The organism is Streptomyces sp. NPDC087901 (assembly GCF_044742205.1).
In the GTDB taxonomy this organism is placed as follows: Bacteria; Actinomycetota; Actinomycetes; order Streptomycetales; family Streptomycetaceae; genus Streptomyces.
On the sequence record NZ_JBIUUC010000002.1, the window covers coordinates 75,176 to 91,983 of the forward strand.

Genomic DNA, 16,808 nt, shown 5'->3' on the forward strand with positions numbered 1-16,808 from the left:
ATGTCAGGTGAAACTTTTCACAATCGACGGGACCCTGTGGTGGCCGCCAAGGCCCCCGGGGCGTCAGCTCATACGCAGGGCGAGGAAGAAATCGAGCTTGTCCTCGAGCCGCGAAAGGTCACGGCCCGTCAACTGCTCGATTCGCCCGATCCGGTAGCGCAACGTGTTGACGTGGAGGTGCAGCCGGGCCGCGCAGCGGGTCCATGAACCGTCGCAGTCCAGGAACGCCTCCAGGGTCGGGATCAGCTCCGCGCGGTGGCGCAGGTCGTAATCGCGCAGCGGGTCGAGCAGTCGTGCGGTGAACGCGCGACGCACATCGTCGGGGACGAACGGCAGCAGCAGTACGTGCGAGGCCAGCTCGTGGTGGCCGGCCGCGCAGACCCGCCCCGGACGGGCCGCCGCCACCCGGCGGGCGTGCCGGGCCTCCTCCAGGGCGCCGCGCAGCCCCTCGGGCGAATGCACCGCGGCGCTGACACCCAGTGTCAGTCGGCCGTCGTCGGCGAGGCCCGCGGAGAGCGGGGCGCGCACGGCGGCCAGCAGGGCGTCGGCGTGCAGCGCGGGGTCGTCCGCCGCGGCCTCCTCGCCGTCCTCGTCCGCTTCCGGCCGGGCGCCGGAGAGGGCGGGCAGCGGTACGAGTGCGATGGCCTCGTCACCCGTGTGGGCGACCGCGATCCGGTCCGCGGAATCCGGCCCGGTCACGGCCGGGTCGACCAGGATCTCCTCCAGCAGCGCCTGGGCGACCGGGCCGCCCGCGATCCCGGAACCGGTGCCGCCGGGCGCGTCCGCCTCGTCCCACTCGACCCGGGCCACCACCACCTGCCAGTGAGGCGCGCTCCCGAGGCCGGGCAGCAGGACCGGGGCGGCCACCCGGAGCCTGGCGGCGATCTCGGTCGGCGGCGCACCGGCCTGGACCAGCTCCAGGACCTCCTGGGCGAGCCTGCGGCGCACCGTACGGGCCGCGTCGCGCCGGTCCCGTTCCACCGCGATCAGCTGGGTGACGCCCTGGAGCAGGTCGAGCCGGGCGGCCGACCAGTCGCCCGCGTCGGCCTCGACGGCCAGCAGCCAGTCGGAGAGCACCGACTCCCGCACGTCGCGGGAGGCCGGCACGGCGCCTCTGCCATGGTTGCGAATGGGAAAGAGTGAATACGTCACCCCGTCGACGGTGGCCCGGTGCGGGGCGCGGCGGCCGGAGCGGACCGCGGCCAGATGCAGCCCGGCCAGCTCCGCGCCGGCCGGTCCGGACAAGGGCGCGCCGGCGCCCGCGATCTGCCGGCCGGTGGGGGAGAGCACCCATGCGTGCAGGTCGAGGTCGGATCCGAGCAGATCGAGGACCACCTCGGGACCGCCGCCCGCCGGCCCCGAGGTCATCAGCCTGCGGTGCCGGTCCACGACCGCGGCCAGGTCGCCCGCGCGCTCGCCGGACACCTGGCGGACCACATGCTCGGTGATCGTTGCGAACGCGACGGTCTCGTTCACGGCGAAGAGCGGCAGCCGGTGGTGGCGGCACGCCTCGATCAGATCGTCCGGGATGGCACCGAGCTCCGCCTCACCCGCCGCGAGCCCGGCGACCCCGGCCCCCGACAGGATCCGTACGAACGGCTCCGAGTCCTTCGCGTCCCGGTGCCAGGCCAGCCCGGTCAGCACCAGCTCGCCGCCCGAGAGGTAGCGGCTGGGGTCCCGCAGGTCGGTGGTCATCACGCCGCGGACCGACCGGTCCAGCTCCTCGTCGCCGCCGAGCAGCCGCAGGCCCAGCGCGTCGGTCTCCAGCAGTGCGCGCAGCCGCATCTCGTCGCCGCCATCTCATTCGTTGGTGAGGGTGAAAACTGGGTATTGCGGTGAGGTCACCGATCCCCGCCATTCGTTCGAATCTACAAGACGAGCGTGGAGACCAGCCAACTCCTTCATGGTTTCGGTGACTGCACCAGGTGGAGCAGGGCTTGTGTACTGGGCCACACACCGCGTGAACAACACAGGAACGACCAGGAGAGGGCCGGCCGTCCCCAGCCCGACGAACGACATTCCCGGCGAACGACCCGATTGAGAAGAAGAGAGCCACCCATGGACTTCCTTCGCCCCGCCAGCTGGGAGGAGGCGCTCGCCGCCAAGGCCGAGCACCCGACGGCTGTGCCCATTGCGGGCGGCACCGATGTGATGGTCGAGATCAACTTCGACCACCGCCGGCCCGAGTACCTTCTGGACCTGAACCGCATCGGCGAGCTGTCCGAGTGGGACGTGGGCCGGGAGAGCGTACGGCTCGGCGCCTCGGTCCCGTACAGCCACATCATGGAGCACCTGCGCGCCGAGCTGCCGGGTCTGGCGCTCGCCTCGCACACCGTCGCCTCGCCGCAGATCCGCAACCGCGGCGGCGTCGGCGGCAACCTCGGCACCGCGTCGCCCGCCGGAGACGCCCACCCGGCGCTGCTCGCCGCGGGCGCCGAGGTGGAGGCCGAATCCGTCCGCGGAACCAGGCTGATCCCCATCGACGACTTCTACACCGGCGTCAAGCGCAACGCCCTGGAGCCGGACGAACTGATCCGGGCCGTGCACATCAAGAACGCCGACGGGCCGCAGCAGTACTCCAAGGTCGGCACCCGCAACGCGATGGTCATCGCCGTCTGCGCCTTCGGCCTGGCCCTGCACCCCGAGACCCGCACGGTCCGCACCGGCATCGGATCCGCCGCCCCGACACCCGTACGGGCGAAGGAGGCGGAGGACTTCCTGAACGCCGCGCTGGAAGAGGGCGGGTTCTGGGACAGCCGCACGATCATCACGCCCTCGATCGCCAAGCAGTTCGCCACGCTCGCCGCGGCGGCCTGCAACCCGATCGACGACGTGCGCGGCACCGCGAGCTACCGCCGGCACGCGGTCGGGATCATGGCCCGCCGGACGCTCGGCTGGACCTGGGAGTCGTACCGCGGCAACGGCCGCAGCACCGAAGGAGCTGCCTGATCATGCGCGTCAATTTCACGGTCAACGGCCGCCGGCACGAAGCCGACGACGTCTGGGAGGGCGAGTCCCTCCTGTACGTCCTGCGCGAGCGGATGGGCCTTCCCGGTTCCAAGAACGCCTGCGAGCAGGGCGAGTGCGGCTCCTGCACGGTCCGCCTGGACGGCGTGCCCGTCTGCTCCTGTCTGGTCGCCGCCGGCCAGGTCGAGGGCCGCGACGTCGTCACCGTCGAAGGTCTCGCCGACTTCGCCGCCCACCGCTCCGAGGCCCACCCCGGCACCGGCTGCGCCTCCGGCGCCTGCGGCGTCACGGTCGACAAGGCGCAGCGGTGGAAGGCCAAGCCGTCCGCCGAGGAAACCCGCGACACCGGAGAGCTCTCCCCGATCCAGCAGGCGTTCATCGACGCCGGAGCCGTCCAGTGCGGCTTCTGCACCCCCGGACTGCTCGTCGCGGCCGACGAACTCCTGGAACGCACCCCCGAGCCGTCCGACGCGGACATCCGCGAGGCGCTCTCCGGCAACCTCTGCCGGTGCACCGGCTACGAGAAGATCCTCGACGCGGTCCGCCTCGCGGCCGCCCGCGCGGAAGAGACGGTCTAGACGATGGGCGTCAGCGGTTCCCCCACCAACATCAACCAGGGCACCCGGACCAAGGGCGGCATCGGCGAGTCCACGCTGCGCCCCGACGGCATCCTGAAGGTCACCGGCGAGTTCGCGTACTCCTCGGACATGTGGCACGAGGACATGCTCTGGGGCCACACCCTGCGCTCCACCGTCGCGCACGCCGAGATCGTCTCGATCGACATCTCCGAGGCGCTCGCCACCCCCGGCGTCTACGCCGTGCTCACCTACGACGACCTGCCGACCGCGGTGAAGAACTACGGCCTGGAGATCCAGGACACCCCGGTTCTCGCCCACGGCCGGGTCCGCCACCACGGCGAACCGGTGGCGCTCGTCGCCGCCGACCACCCGGAGACGGCCCGCCGCGCCGCCGCGAAGATCAGGATCGACTACCGCGAGCTGCCGGTCGTCACCGACGAGGCCTCCGCGACCGCCCCCGACGCGCCCCTCATCCACGAGGGCCGCGACGACCACCACATCGGGCACGTACCGCACCCCAACATCGTCCACCGCCAGCCCATCGTCCGCGGCGACGCGGAGGCGGCGAAGGCCCGGGCCGACGTCGTGGTCAGCGGCGAGTACGTCTTCGGCATGCAGGACCAGGCCTTCCTCGGCCCCGAGTCCGGCCTGGCCGTACCCGCCGAGGACGGCGGCGTCGATCTGTACGTCGCCACCCAGTGGCTGCACTCCGACCTCCGCCAGATCGCCCCCGTCCTCGGCCTGCCCGAGGACAAGGTCCGCATGACGCTCTCCGGCGTCGGCGGCGCGTTCGGCGGCCGTGAGGACATCTCGATGCAGATCCACGCCTGCCTGCTGGCGCTGCGCACCGGCAAGCCGGTCAAGATGGTCTACAACCGCTTCGAGTCCTTCTTCGGGCACGTCCACCGGCACCCCGCAAAGCTCTGGTACGAGCACGGCGCCACCCGTGACGGCAAGCTGACGCACATGAAGTGCCGCATCGTGCTGGACGGTGGCGCCTACGCCTCCGCCTCCCCGGCCGTCGTCGGCAACGCCTCCTCGCTCGCCGTCGGCCCGTACGTCATCGAGGACGTCGACATCGAGGCGATCGCCCTCTACACCAACAACCCGCCGTGCGGTGCGATGCGCGGCTTCGGCGCGGTCCAGGCCTGCTTCGCCTACGAGGCGCAGATGGACAAGGTCGCGGCCGAACTGGGCATGGACCCGGTCGAGTTCAGGCAGCTCAACGCCATGGAGCAGGGCACCCTGCTGCCGACGGGCCAGCGGGTCGACTCGCCCGCCCCGGTCGCCGAACTGCTGCGCCGGGTCAAGGCCAGGCCGCTGCCGCCCGAGCGCCAGTGGGAGAGCGCCGGCGAGCACGCCGACGTACGGGCGCTGCCCGGCGGTCTCTCCAACACCACGCACGGCGAAGGGGTCGTGCGGGGCGTCGGCTACGCGGTCGGTCTGAAGAACGTCGGCTTCTCCGAGGGCTTCGACGACTACTCCACCGCCCGGGTACGCATGGAGGTCATCGGCGGCGAACCCGTCGCGACCGTGCACACCGCCATGGCGGAGGTCGGACAGGGCGGCGTCACCGTGCACGCCCAGATCGCCCGTACCGAACTGGGCGTCTCCCAGGTCACCATCCACCCGGCCGACACCCGGGTCGGCTCGGCCGGCTCCACGTCCGCGTCCCGCCAGACCTACGTCACCGGCGGCGCGGTGAAGAACTCCTGCGAGGCCGTGCGCGAGCAGGTCCTGGAGATCGGCCGCCGCAAGTTCGGTACGTACCACCCCGCCTGGGCCACCGCCGAACTCCTCCTGGAGGGCGGCAAGGTCGTCACCGACGGCGGCGAGGTGCTGGCCGACCTGGCCGACGTGCTGGAGGACGAGGCGGTCGACATCGAGCTGGAGTGGCGCCACCGCCCCACCGAGGCCTTCGACCTGCGTACCGGACAGGGCAACGGCCACGTCCAGTACTCCTTCGCCGCGCACCGCGCGGTCGTCGAGGTCGACACCGAGCTCGGCCTGGTCAAGGTCATCGAACTGGCCTGCGCCCAGGACGTCGGCAAGGCGCTCAACCCGCTCTCCGTCATCGGCCAGATCCAGGGCGGCACCCTCCAGGGCATGGGCATCGCCGTCATGGAGGAGATCATCGTCGACCCGACGACCGCGAAGGTGCGCAACCCGTCCTTCACGGACTACCTGCTGCCCACCATCCTCGACACCCCGGCCATCCCGGTCGACGTGCTCGAACTCGCCGACGACCACGCCCCGTACGGGCTCCGTGGCGTCGGCGAGGCCCCCACCCTGTCGTCGACCCCGGCCGTCCTCGCGGCGATCCGGAACGCGACGGGGCTGGAGCTCAACAGGACCCCGGTCAGGCCCGAGCACCTCACCGGCACCTGACCCGAGCTCCTCCTCAGCTCTCCGGGCGGTGCGCGCCCCAGGGAACGTCACACTTCCTGCGCCCGCACCGCCCGGAGCTCCCAAGTTCCGCACCGCTCGCGGCGCTTGATGCCCTGCGCACAGCAGTGGCAGTACCCGTTCCACCCATCCCGTATGAACAGTTCGTCTCGGGCCGTCCCCCGGGTCGTGCAGCCGGAGTACTCATCCCAAATCCCGCATCTCCATTCTCCATCGCGGGTGCCCCTGTGAACCTTGGGAGTCAGGCATCATGACCCAGCAGTCAGTGGAACCGAAGACCGGTGCGGAGGACGCGGGCCCAGGCTCGCGCGTCCCCGCCGGCAGATCGTGGCTCGACCGGTACTTTCACATATCCGAGCGTGGATCGACCGTCGCGACCGAGGTGCGCGGCGGCGTCACGACCTTCATGGCCATGGCGTACATCCTGTTGCTCAACCCGCTGATCCTCGGCGGCAAGGACGTCGACGGCAACCTCCTGAGCCAGCCAGGGCTGATCACCGCCACCGCGCTCGCGGCCGCGGCGACCACCCTGCTGATGGGATTCGTCGGCAAGGTCCCCCTCGCGCTCGCCGCGGGACTCAGCGTCTCCGGCGTCCTGTCCTCACAGGTCGCCCCGGAGATGACCTGGCCGCAGGCCATGGGCATGTGCGTGATGTACGGGCTGGTGATCTGCCTCCTGGTGGTCACCGGACTGCGCGAGCTGATCATGAATGCGATCCCGCTCCCGCTGAAGCACGGCATCACCATGGGCATCGGGCTCTTCATCGCCCTCATCGGCCTCTACAAGGCCGGCTTCGTCCAGAAGGGCACTGCCACCCCGGTCTCCCTCGGCCCGACCGGCGAACTCGCCGGCTGGCCCGTCCTCGTCTTCGCGGTGACCCTGCTGCTGATCTTCATGCTGCAGGCCCGCAACATCCCCGGTGCGATCCTCATCGGCATCATGGTCGGCACCGTCGTCGCCGTCGTGATCAACAAGGTCGCCGACGTCGACCCGAAGATCTGGAGCAGCGGGCCGCCCGAGCTTCAGGGCTCGGCGGTCTCGTCACCCGACTTCTCCCTCTTCGGGGATGTGGAGTTCGGCGGATGGGGCGACGTCGGCGCGATGACCGTCGGCTTCATCGTCTTCACTCTGGTGCTGGCCGGCTTCTTCGACGCGATGGCCACCATCATCGGTGTCGGTACGGAGGCCGAGCTGGCCGACGACAAGGGCCGCATGCCGGGCCTGTCCAAGGCGCTGTTCATCGACGGCGCGGGCGGTGCGATCGGCGGCGTGGCCGGCGGCTCCGGACAGACGGTCTTCGTCGAGTCGGCGACCGGGGTCGGGGAGGGCGCCCGGACCGGGCTCGCCTCCGTCGTCACCGGACTCTTCTTCGCCGCCTGTCTCTTCTTCACCCCGCTCACGGCGATCGTTCCGGCCGAGGTGGCGTCCGCCGCCCTGGTCGTCATCGGCGCCATGATGATGCAGAACGCCCGGCACGTGGACTGGAGCGACCGTTCCGTCGCCATCCCGGTCTTCCTGACCGTGGTCCTGATGCCGTTCACGTACACCATCACCACCGGTGTGGCCGCGGGCGTCATCTCGTACGTCGCCATCAAGGCGGCCCAGGGCCGGGCCCGTGAGGTCGGTGCCTTCATGTGGGGGCTGACGGTGATCTTCGTCGTCTACTTCGCCCTGCACCCGATCGAGAGCTGGCTCGGCGTCAGCTGAAGACAGCCGCTCCCCACACACCCTCCAAGGAGACCGAGATGCTGGACATCGCCGACGAGCTCGACCGGTGGGCCGGGCAGGGACGCGACTTCGCCGTGGCCACCGTCGTCGCCGTCGGCGGCAGCGCGCCCCGTCAGCCGGGTGCGGCGCTCGCCGTCGACCGCGACGGGACGGCGATCGGCTCGGTCTCCGGAGGATGTGTGGAGGGCGCGGTGTACGAACTGTGCCGACAGGCCCTCGACGACGGCATCACCGTGCGGGAGCGGTTCGGCTACAGCGACGAGGACGCCTTCGCGGTCGGCCTGACCTGCGGCGGCGTCATCGACATCCTGGTGACACCGGTCAGGGCGGACGACCCCGCCCGGCCGGTGTTCGCCGCAGCGCTCGCCGCCGCCGCACGGGGGGAGGCGGCGGCCGTGGCCAGGATCACCGACGGGCCCGCCGAACTGCTCGGCCTGCCCCTGCTGGTCCACCCCGACGGCACTCACGAGGGCGGCCTCGGCGGTCATCCGGAACTGGACCGCACCGCGGCCGCCGAAGCCCGGGCGATGCTGGACGCGGGCCGCACCGGCACCCTCACCATCGGCGCGGAGGGCTCGCAGTGCGGGCAGCCGCTCACGCTGCTCGTCGAGTCCAGCGTCCCGCCGCCCCGGATGATCGTGTTCGGTGCCATCGACTTCGCCTCCGCGCTGGTGCGGGCCGGGAAGTTCCTCGGCTACCACGTCACGGTGTGCGACGCCCGGCCCGTCTTCGCCACGAAGGCGCGGTTCCCCGACGCCGACGAGCTGGTCGTCGACTGGCCGCACCGCTACCTGGCCACCACCGACGTGGACGCCCGTACGGTCCTGTGCGTCCTGACGCACGACGCCAAGTTCGACGTCCCGCTCCTGGAGGCAGCCCTGAAACTGCCGGTCGCCTACGTGGGCGCGATGGGCTCGCGGCGCACCCATCTGGAGCGCAACGACCGGCTGCGCGAAACCGGGGTCACCGAACTCGAACTCGCCAGGCTGCACTCACCGATCGGCCTCGACCTCGGAGCCCGTACGCCCGAGGAGACGGCTCTGTCGATCGCCGCCGAGATAGTCGCCGACCGGCGCGGCGGCAGCGGTGTCCCGCTGACCGGCGCCCGCACCCCGATCCATCACCGCGGCGCCCTGGCACCGGCCGGGCGCATCGGGTCCGTGGCCTGAAACCGGATCCCCAACACCCCCTGAAAGAAGGCGGTTTGCCGCCAAGGCGGCTTCACGCCAGGCAGGAACCCGACCGTAGCCACGGTTTTGCCGGTAGATCAGGGGCATGACACTTTCCCCCTCATCCGCATCCGGCCGGGCGAGACCCGCCCGCGCGGGACGCAGAGCCCTGATCGTCGCCACGTCGGTCGCCCTGTTCAGCGGCGCGCTCCTGCCCGCGACCGGTACCGCGTCCGCAGCCGCCCAGGCCGCGACCGCCGCCGGGGACAAGGCCCCCGGCGCCGTCCACCAGTACGACATCACGCTGGTCACCGGTGACGTCGTCCACTACGCCGACGGCGTGGGCAACCAGGACACCGTCACGGTGGACCGGCCCGACGGAGCGGTCGGCGGGGTCCACATCCAACAGGCCGGCGACGACATCTACGTCCTGCCCGAGGAGACGAGTGCCCTGCTGGCGGCCGGCAAGCTGGACCGCCGACTGTTCAACGTCACCGCCCTGGCGAAGATGGGGTACGACGACAAGAAGACCGGCGGCATTCCGCTGATCGCCACGTACGCCACCGCCAGGGGCCGCGCCCTGCCGGTCGCTCCGCGCGGTGCGGAGAAGACCCGGGACCTGGACTCGATCCACGGCGCGGCGCTGACAGCCGGCAAGGGCGCGGCGCGCGCCTTCTGGGACGACATCGCGAAGACGTCCACGGCCCGTTCGCTGGACAACGGCATCGCGAAGCTGTGGCTCGACGGCCGCGTCGAGGCCGCGCTGAAGGACTCCGTCCCGCAGATCAACGCCCCGCAGGCCTGGGCCGAGGGCTACGACGGCAAGGGCTCCAAGGTCGCGGTGCTCGACACCGGCATCGACCCGGCCCACCCGGACGTCAAGGACCGCATCCTGGAGACCAAGAGCTTCGTGCCGGGCGAGGAAGTCCTGGACAAGCACGGTCACGGTACCCACGTGGCCTCCACGATCGCCGGCTCCGGCGCCGCATCGGACGGCCTCAACAAGGGCGTCGCCCCCGGCGCGGACCTGATCATCGGCAAGGTGCTGAGCAACGAGGGTTCCGGCGCGGACTCGGGCATCATCGAGGCGATGGAGTGGGCGAAGGCGGAGGGTGCCGACGTCGTCTCCATGAGCCTCGGCTCCAGCGTCCCGGACGACGGCTCCGACCCGATGTCGCTGGCCGTCGACTCGCTCTCGGCCGACGGCGGTCCGCTGTTCGTGATCGCCGCGGGCAATGCGTACGGCGCCGGGACGATCGGTTCGCCGGGCTCGGCGGAGAAGGCGCTCACGGTCGCCGCCGTCGACAAGCAGGACCAGCGTGCGGACTTCTCGTCCATGGGCCCGCTGACCCGCTCGTACGGCCTCAAGCCGGACCTCTCCGCGCCGGGCGTCGACATCAACGCGGCCGCCTCGCAGGCCGTGCCCGGCGTGGACGGCATGTACCAGTCGATGTCCGGTACGTCGATGGCGACCCCGCACGTCGCCGGTGCGGCAGCCATTGTGAAGGAGCGTCACCCCGACTGGTCCGGCCAGCGCATCAAGGACGCGCTGATGACCTCGTCGAAGGAACTGCCGGACTACACCCCGTACGAGCAGGGGACCGGCCGCCTGGACGTGAAGGCCGCCATCGACACCACCATCGAGGCCACGGGTTCGGTCGCGGTCGCCTCGTACGACTGGCCGCACAGCCCCTCCGACGCGGTCGCCGAGCGGACCATCACGTACCGCAACACGGGTACCGAGGACGTGACGCTGGACCTGGCGACGGACAGTGGCGCGGACGCGTACACGCTGTCGGTGAAGCAGCTGACCGTGCCGGCCGGTTCGAGCGCCGAGGCGTTGCTCTCGCTCGACCCGTCGAAGGTCGCGAACAACACCACGTTCTCCGGGCAGGTGATCGCGAAGGACGCCTCCGGCGCCACGGTCGCGCACACCGGGTTCGCGCTGAACAAGGAGCAGGAGCTCTACGACCTGACGCTCCAGCTCCGCGACCGTGACGGCAAGCCGATGGACGGCCAGGTCGTCATCGCCCAGCTCGGCGACCCCAACCTCGGAGTGGTCGCCGTACCGGGAGACATGACACTGCGGCTGCCCCCGGGCAACTACACCGCCTGGGCCGCCGCCGACATCAAGGGCGACACCGCCGACTCCAGGGCCGTCGCCTTCCTCGCGGCTCCCGAGATCATCCTCGACAGGACGACCACGGTGTCGCTCGACGCGTCGAAGGCCCGCAAGGTCAGCGTGAAGACGCCGAAGGAGACCGAGAAGCGCCAGCTGCGCTACGACATGGCGCGGACCGCACCGGACGGCACCGTTCAGCGCGATGCGTTCCAGATCCCGTTGATGTACGACCAGCTGTGGGCGAGCCCCACGAAGAAGGTCACGCAGGGCAGCTTCTCCTTCCTGACGCGCTGGCGGCAGAGCGAGAAACTGATCGACCTGACGGCCGACGGCCGCGACGTCCCCGTCACCGTGCAGGGCGGTTCGGTCGTCGCCGAGGACAGCACCCGCAAGCTCGGCAGCGTCTTCGCGGGCAACGGCGCCCCGGCCGACTACGCCGGTCTCGACGTCAAGGGCAAGGCGGTCGTGATCCGCAGCAGCGACACGGTGGCTCCGGCCGACCGGGCGACTGCCGCCATCGCAGCGGGCGCGAAGGCGCTGTTCGTCGTCAACGCCGGTGACGGCGTGCTGATGGAGTCCTACGCCGCCTACGGCACCACGCTTCCCATCCCCGTCGCCTCGGTGCAGCGTCTGGCCGGCGAGGGTCTCGTGAAGGCCGCCCAGCGCGGCAGGAAGGTCACGGTCGACGAGCGGAGGTTCGCGCGCTACCTGTACGACCTGGTCGACCGGCACGACGGCACGATCCCGGACCGCTCGCTGGCCTTCGCCCCGTCCACCCGTCAGCTCGCGAAGGTCGAGAACACCTTCTACGGCGACAGGACCCGGCTCGGCGGCGGCTTCCGCTACGACATCCCCGACTACGGCCCCGGCCTCGGCTTCGCCGAGTACGAGCAGTTCCCCACGGTCCGCACCGAGTGGGTCAACCCGCTGCCGGGCGACTCGTTCTGGTACGAGGACCACTCCGTCCTCGACGCCGACCGGTCCGGCACCGCGCACGAGATGCGCAGCGGTGAGCTGGACTACGCGGCGGGCCGCAACTACTCCGCCGAGTGGTTCGCGCCGGTCAGCCACCCGCGTCTGGGCACCGGCTACTGGGGTCCGTTCCGCTCCGTCTACAACGACATCCAGTTCAACTTCACCGCGTGGACGGACTCCGGCGCCGGCCACTCCGGCTCCATGCCGGAGGACGAGTACGACACCACCAGCACCGCCTTCTACCAGGGCGACACACTGATCAAGAAGGTCGCGGGCCGGGCCGGGTACGCCTGGGACGTCTCGCCCGAACCGCTGCCGTACCGCTTCGTGCTCGACGCCACGCGCGACGGCTCCACCTGGAAGTCCTCCACCCGCACCCACACCGAGTGGGACTTCGTCTCGGGCGCCATGGACGAGAACGGCCCCTACCAGGCCGACATTCCGATGCTTCAGCTGGACTACGACGTCGACACGGACCTGGCCGGTGACGTGAAGGCCGGGTCGTGGACCGAGATCGGTCTGTCGTCCACCACGCAGGAGTGGCTGGAGGGTGCCGTGAAGGCGTCCAAGGCCTCGCTGTCGGTCAGTTACGACGAGGGCGAGTCCTGGAGCGCGGTGCAGCTGAAGAAGGACGCGGCCGGTTCCTGGACCGCCCGGTTCAAGTCCCCGAAGAACGCCTCCGGTTCCGTCTCGCTCAAGGCGCACGCCGAGGCCCCGGGCGGCCTCGGCGTCGACCAGGAGATCATCGCGGCCTTTGGGCTGAAGTAGCAGGCTGCCGACCCGGAACGGGCGGTTCCGCACCTCTCCGACAGGGGGTGCGGGACCGCCCGCCGACGCTCTCGGCACCTCTTGGCGCAGGATGTCATCCGCCCTGCTCAGGAGGCGGTTCTCCGCCGCGGCGGTTTTCCGCCAGCGATGGCGCATGACGTACCGGTGCGTTTACCGGTAGATCAGCTACATGACATCTACCCCCTCCACGGCCGCCGACCGGGCGAGACCCGCTCGCGCGCGGCGCAGAGCCCTCCTCATAGCGACCTCCGTCGCCCTGGTGAGCGGCGCGCTGCTGCCCGTCACCGGTGCCGCGTCCGCGGCGAGCGCACCGGTCACCGACCGGAACGCCCCGGTCCACGCGTACGACATCACGCTGGTCACCGGTGACGTCGTCCATTACGCCGACGGCGTGGGCAACCAGGACACCGTCACGGTGGACCGGCCCGACGGTGCGGTCGGCGGGGTGCACGTCCAGCAGGCCGGGGACGACATCTACGTCCTGCCCGACGAGGCCGGCAGCCTGATCGCCGCCGGCAAGCTCGACCGCCGTCTCTTCAACGTCACCGCTCTCGCGAAGATGGGGTACGACGACAAGAAGACCGGCGGCATCCCCCTGATCGCCACCTACCCGGCGAGCAAGGCCCGTTCGTTGCCCGCCGCTCCCCGCGGCAGCAAGCCCGTCCGGACGCTGGAGTCCATCCACGGTGCGGCGCTGACGGCCGGCAAGGGCGCGGCGCGCGCCTTCTGGGACGACATCGCGAAGACGTCCACGGCCCGTTCGCTGGACAACGGCATCGGGAAGCTGTGGCTCGACGGCCACGTCGAGGCCGCGCTGAAGGATTCCGTCCCGCAGGTCAACGCCCCGCAGGCCTGGGCCGAGGGTTACGACGGCAAGGGCACCAAGGTCGCCGTCCTGGACACCGGTATCGACGAGGACCACCCGGACGTCAAGGACCGCATCCTGGAGACCAGGAGCTTCATCCCGGGCGAGGAGGTCGACGACAGGAACGGCCACGGTACGCACGTCGCGTCCACCATCGCCGGTTCCGGCGCAGCCTCCGACGGTGCCAACAAGGGCGTCGCCCCGGAGGCCGGGCTGCTCGTCGGCAAGGTGCTGAGCAACGAGGGTTCCGGCGCGGACTCGGGCATCATCGAGGCGATGGAGTGGGCGAAGGCGGAGGGCGCCGACGTCGTCTCCATGAGCCTCGGCTCCAGCGTCCCGGACGACGGCTCCGACCCGATGTCGCTGGCCGTCGACTCGCTCTCGGCCGACGGCGGTCCGCTGTTCGTGATCGCCGCGGGCAATGCGTACGGCGCCGGGACGATCGGTTCGCCGGGCTCGGCGGAGAAGGCGCTCACCATCGCCGCCGTCGACAAGCAGGACAACCGCGCGGACTTCTCCTCCATGGGCCCGCTGACCCGCTCGTACGGCCTCAAGCCGGACCTCTCCGCGCCGGGCGTCGACATCAACGCTGCCGCCTCGCAGTCGGTCCCCGGCATCGAGGGCATGTACCAGTCGATGTCCGGTACGTCTATGGCGACCCCGCACGTCGCGGGCGCCGCGGCCATCCTCAAGCAGCGTCACCCCGAGTGGTCCGGTCAGCGCATCAAGGACGCGCTGATGACCTCGTCGAAGGTGTTGCCCGCCTACACCCCGTACGAGCAGGGCACCGGGCGGCTCGATGTGAAGGCCGCCATCGACACGAAGATCGAGGCCACCGGCTCCGTCGAGGTCGCGTCCTACGACTGGCCGCACGGCCCCTCCGACGCGGTCGCCGAGCGCACGATCACGTACCGCAACACGGGTACCGAGGACGTGACGCTGGACCTGGCGACGGACAGTGACGCGGACGCGTACACGCTGTCGGTGAAGCAGCTGACCGTCCCGGCCGGTTCGAGCGCCGAGGCAGTGCTCTCGCTCGACCCGTCGAAGGTCGCGAACAACACCACGTTCTCCGGGCAGGTGATCGCGAAGGACGCCTCCGGCGCCACGGTCGCGCACACCGGGTTCGCGCTGAACAAGGAGCAGGAGCTCTACGACCTGACGCTGGAGCTGCGCGACCGCTCGGGCAAGCCGATGGACGGCATCGTCGTCCTCGCCGCCCTCGGCGACCCGTCCCTGACCCCCGTCCAGGTGCCGGGGACGACCACGCTGCGGCTGCCCCCGGGCAACTACACCGCCTGGGCCGCCGCCGGCGTCAAGGGTGACACCGCCGACTCGCAGGCTCTTGCCTTCCTGGCGGCCCCCGAGATCATCCTCGACAAGCCCACCACCGTCACCCTCGACGCCTCCAAGGCCCACAAGGTCGCCGTGAAGACGCCGAAGGAGACGGAGACCCGTCAGCTGCGCTACGACATGGCGCGCACCGCACCGGACGGCACCGTCCAGCGCGACGCCTACCAGATCCCGCTGACGTACGACCAGTTGTGGGCGAGCCCGACCAAGAAGGTCACCCAGGGCAGCTTCAGCTTCCTCACGCGCTGGCGCCAGGGCGAGAAGCAGATCGACCTGACGGCCGACGGCCGCGACGTCCCCGTCACCGCGCAGGGCGGTTCGGCCGTCGCCGAGGACAGCAAGCAGCGGTTCGGCAGTGTCTTCGCCGGCAACGGCGCAGCCGCCGACTACAAGGGCCTCGACGCCAAGGGCAAGGCCGTCGTGATCCGCAGCAGTGACGCGGTGGCCCCGGCCGACCGGGCCGCGGCCGCGATCGCCGCCGGCGCGAAGGCCCTGTTCGTCGTCAACAGCGGCGACGGCGTGCTCATGGAGCCCTACGCCGACTACGGCACCACGCTGGCCATCCCGGTCGCCTCCGTCCGGCGCCTCACGGGAGAGGGCCTGGTCAAGGCCGCCCAGCGGGGCAAGGCAGTGACCGTCGACCAGCGGAAGTACGCGAGCTACGTGTACGACCTGGTCGACCGCCACGACGGCACGATCCCGGACCGCTCGCTCGCCTTCGCCCCGTCCACCCGGCAGCTCGCGAAGGTCGAGAACACCTACTACGGCCACCGGGACGTCCTCGGCGCCGGCTACCGCTACGACATCCCGGACTACGGCTTCGGGATCGGCTTCCCCGAGTACGAGAAGTACCCCGCCACCCGCACCGAATGGGTCACCCCGCTGCCGGGCGCCTCGTTCTGGTACGAGGACCACTCCGTGCTCAACGAGACCGCCTCGGACACCTCGCTGGAGGAGCGCAGCGCCAACCTGGACTACACGGCGGGCCGCACCTATCCCGCCGACTGGTTCGCGCCGATCGCGCGGCCGCGTCTGGGCACCGGCTACTGGGGTCCGTTCCGCACCTCGTACAACGACATCCAGTACAACATCACGCCGTGGACGGACGCGGGCGCCGGTCACTCCGGCTCCATGCCCGACATGGAGTACGACACCGGCACGGCGGCCGTCTACCAGGGCGACACGCTGCTGGACGAGTCGCCCGGCCGTGCGGGCTACGTCGGGAACCTCGCGCCCGAGAAGCTTCCGTACCGGCTGGTCCTCGACGCCTCGCGCGACGCGGACACCTGGAAGACCTCGGTCCGGACGCACACCGAGTGGAACTTCCTCTCGGGCGCGCTCGACCCCCAGACACCGTCGCAGGCCGACATCCCGCTCCTGCAGCTGGACTACGACGTCGACACGGACCTGGCCGGTGACGTGAAGGCCGGGTCGTGGACCGAGATCGGTCTGTCGTCCACCACGCAGGAGTGGCTGGAGGGTGCCGTGAAGGCGTCCAAGGCCTCGCTGTCGGTCAGTTACGACGACGGCAGGTCCTGGAGCGCGGTGCAGCTGAAGAAGGACGCGGCCGGTTCCTGGACCGCCCGGTTCAAGACCCCGAAGAAGGGCGCCACCGCTGTGTCGCTCAAGGCGCACGCCGAGGCCGGCGACGGTCTCGCCGTGGACCAGGAGATCATCCGGGCCTTCGGCCTGAAGTGACCTGCTGAGCGCCGTGTTCGAGGCGGCCGCGCACCCCGGGAACGGGGTGCGCGGCCGCCTTTCTGTCTCCTTCTGGATCATCAAAATTTGTCTGCTTTGCCCGTATATGGCGGGTGATAACGCCAGAAAGGGACTTTTTGCGGTGCGCTGGAAGTTG

8 protein-coding genes are annotated in these 16,808 nt (G+C 70.8%); 7 read left to right on the forward strand and 1 reads right to left on the reverse strand.

Annotation, left to right across the window (positions count from 1 at the left end; translation table 11 throughout):
- Positions 1–63: 63 nt before the first annotated feature.
- Positions 64–1,785, reverse strand: a complete 1,722-nt coding sequence (locus ACIOEW_RS05930) for a PucR family transcriptional regulator (protein WP_401961693.1) — start codon at positions 1,783–1,785, stop codon at positions 64–66.
- A 273-nt stretch (positions 1,786–2,058) separates the two neighbouring features.
- Here ACIOEW_RS05930 and ACIOEW_RS05935 point away from each other — a divergent pair, with 273 nt between their 5' ends.
- The 7 genes from ACIOEW_RS05935 to ACIOEW_RS05965 all read left to right on the forward strand — a co-directional run bounded on the left by ACIOEW_RS05935 (position 2,059) and on the right by ACIOEW_RS05965 (position 16,651).
- On the forward strand, positions 2,059–2,949 hold the full coding sequence (locus ACIOEW_RS05935; protein WP_362553907.1) for a xanthine dehydrogenase family protein subunit M: 891 nt from the start codon (positions 2,059–2,061) through the stop codon (positions 2,947–2,949).
- A 2-nt stretch (positions 2,950–2,951) separates the two neighbouring features.
- Complete coding sequence (locus ACIOEW_RS05940; RefSeq protein WP_362553904.1) at positions 2,952–3,545, forward strand: (2Fe-2S)-binding protein; 594 nt, start codon at positions 2,952–2,954, stop codon at positions 3,543–3,545.
- A 3-nt stretch (positions 3,546–3,548) separates the two neighbouring features.
- A complete protein-coding gene (gene pucD, locus ACIOEW_RS05945) occupies positions 3,549–5,933 on the forward strand; it encodes a xanthine dehydrogenase subunit D (protein WP_401961697.1) in 2,385 nt (794 codons plus the stop codon).
- Positions 5,934–6,201: 268 nt separating this feature from the next.
- Entirely contained in the window at positions 6,202–7,659 is a 1,458-nt protein-coding gene (locus ACIOEW_RS05950) for an NCS2 family permease (RefSeq protein WP_401961700.1), read from the forward strand.
- A 38-nt stretch (positions 7,660–7,697) separates the two neighbouring features.
- Positions 7,698–8,849 (forward strand): XdhC family protein, encoded by a 1,152-nt coding sequence (locus tag ACIOEW_RS05955; RefSeq protein ID WP_401961703.1) that lies wholly within the window; start codon positions 7,698–7,700, stop codon positions 8,847–8,849.
- Between the two features lie 106 nt (positions 8,850–8,955).
- Positions 8,956–12,714: a S8 family peptidase gene (locus tag ACIOEW_RS05960; protein WP_401961706.1), complete on the forward strand. Its 3,759-nt coding sequence runs from the start codon at positions 8,956–8,958 to the stop codon at positions 12,712–12,714.
- A gap of 190 nt (positions 12,715–12,904) precedes the next feature.
- On the forward strand, positions 12,905–16,651 hold the full coding sequence (locus tag ACIOEW_RS05965; RefSeq protein ID WP_401961709.1) for a S8 family serine peptidase: 3,747 nt from the start codon (positions 12,905–12,907) through the stop codon (positions 16,649–16,651).
- The last annotated feature ends 157 nt before the right edge of the window (positions 16,652–16,808 follow it).

Coding starts and splice junctions, on each gene's coding strand:
- ACIOEW_RS05930 (WP_401961693.1), bottom strand. CDS start 1,785: ATGCGGCTGCGCGCACTGCTGGAGACCGACGCGCTGGGCCTGCGGCTG.
- ACIOEW_RS05935 (WP_362553907.1), top strand. CDS start 2,059: ATGGACTTCCTTCGCCCCGCCAGCTGGGAGGAGGCGCTCGCCGCCAAG.
- ACIOEW_RS05950 (WP_401961700.1), top strand. CDS start 6,202: ATGACCCAGCAGTCAGTGGAACCGAAGACCGGTGCGGAGGACGCGGGC.
- ACIOEW_RS05955 (WP_401961703.1), top strand. CDS start 7,698: ATGCTGGACATCGCCGACGAGCTCGACCGGTGGGCCGGGCAGGGACGC.
- pucD (WP_401961697.1), top strand. CDS start 3,549: ATGGGCGTCAGCGGTTCCCCCACCAACATCAACCAGGGCACCCGGACC.
- ACIOEW_RS05960 (WP_401961706.1), top strand. CDS start 8,956: ATGACACTTTCCCCCTCATCCGCATCCGGCCGGGCGAGACCCGCCCGC.
- ACIOEW_RS05940 (WP_362553904.1), top strand. CDS start 2,952: ATGCGCGTCAATTTCACGGTCAACGGCCGCCGGCACGAAGCCGACGAC.
- ACIOEW_RS05965 (WP_401961709.1), top strand. CDS start 12,905: ATGACATCTACCCCCTCCACGGCCGCCGACCGGGCGAGACCCGCTCGC.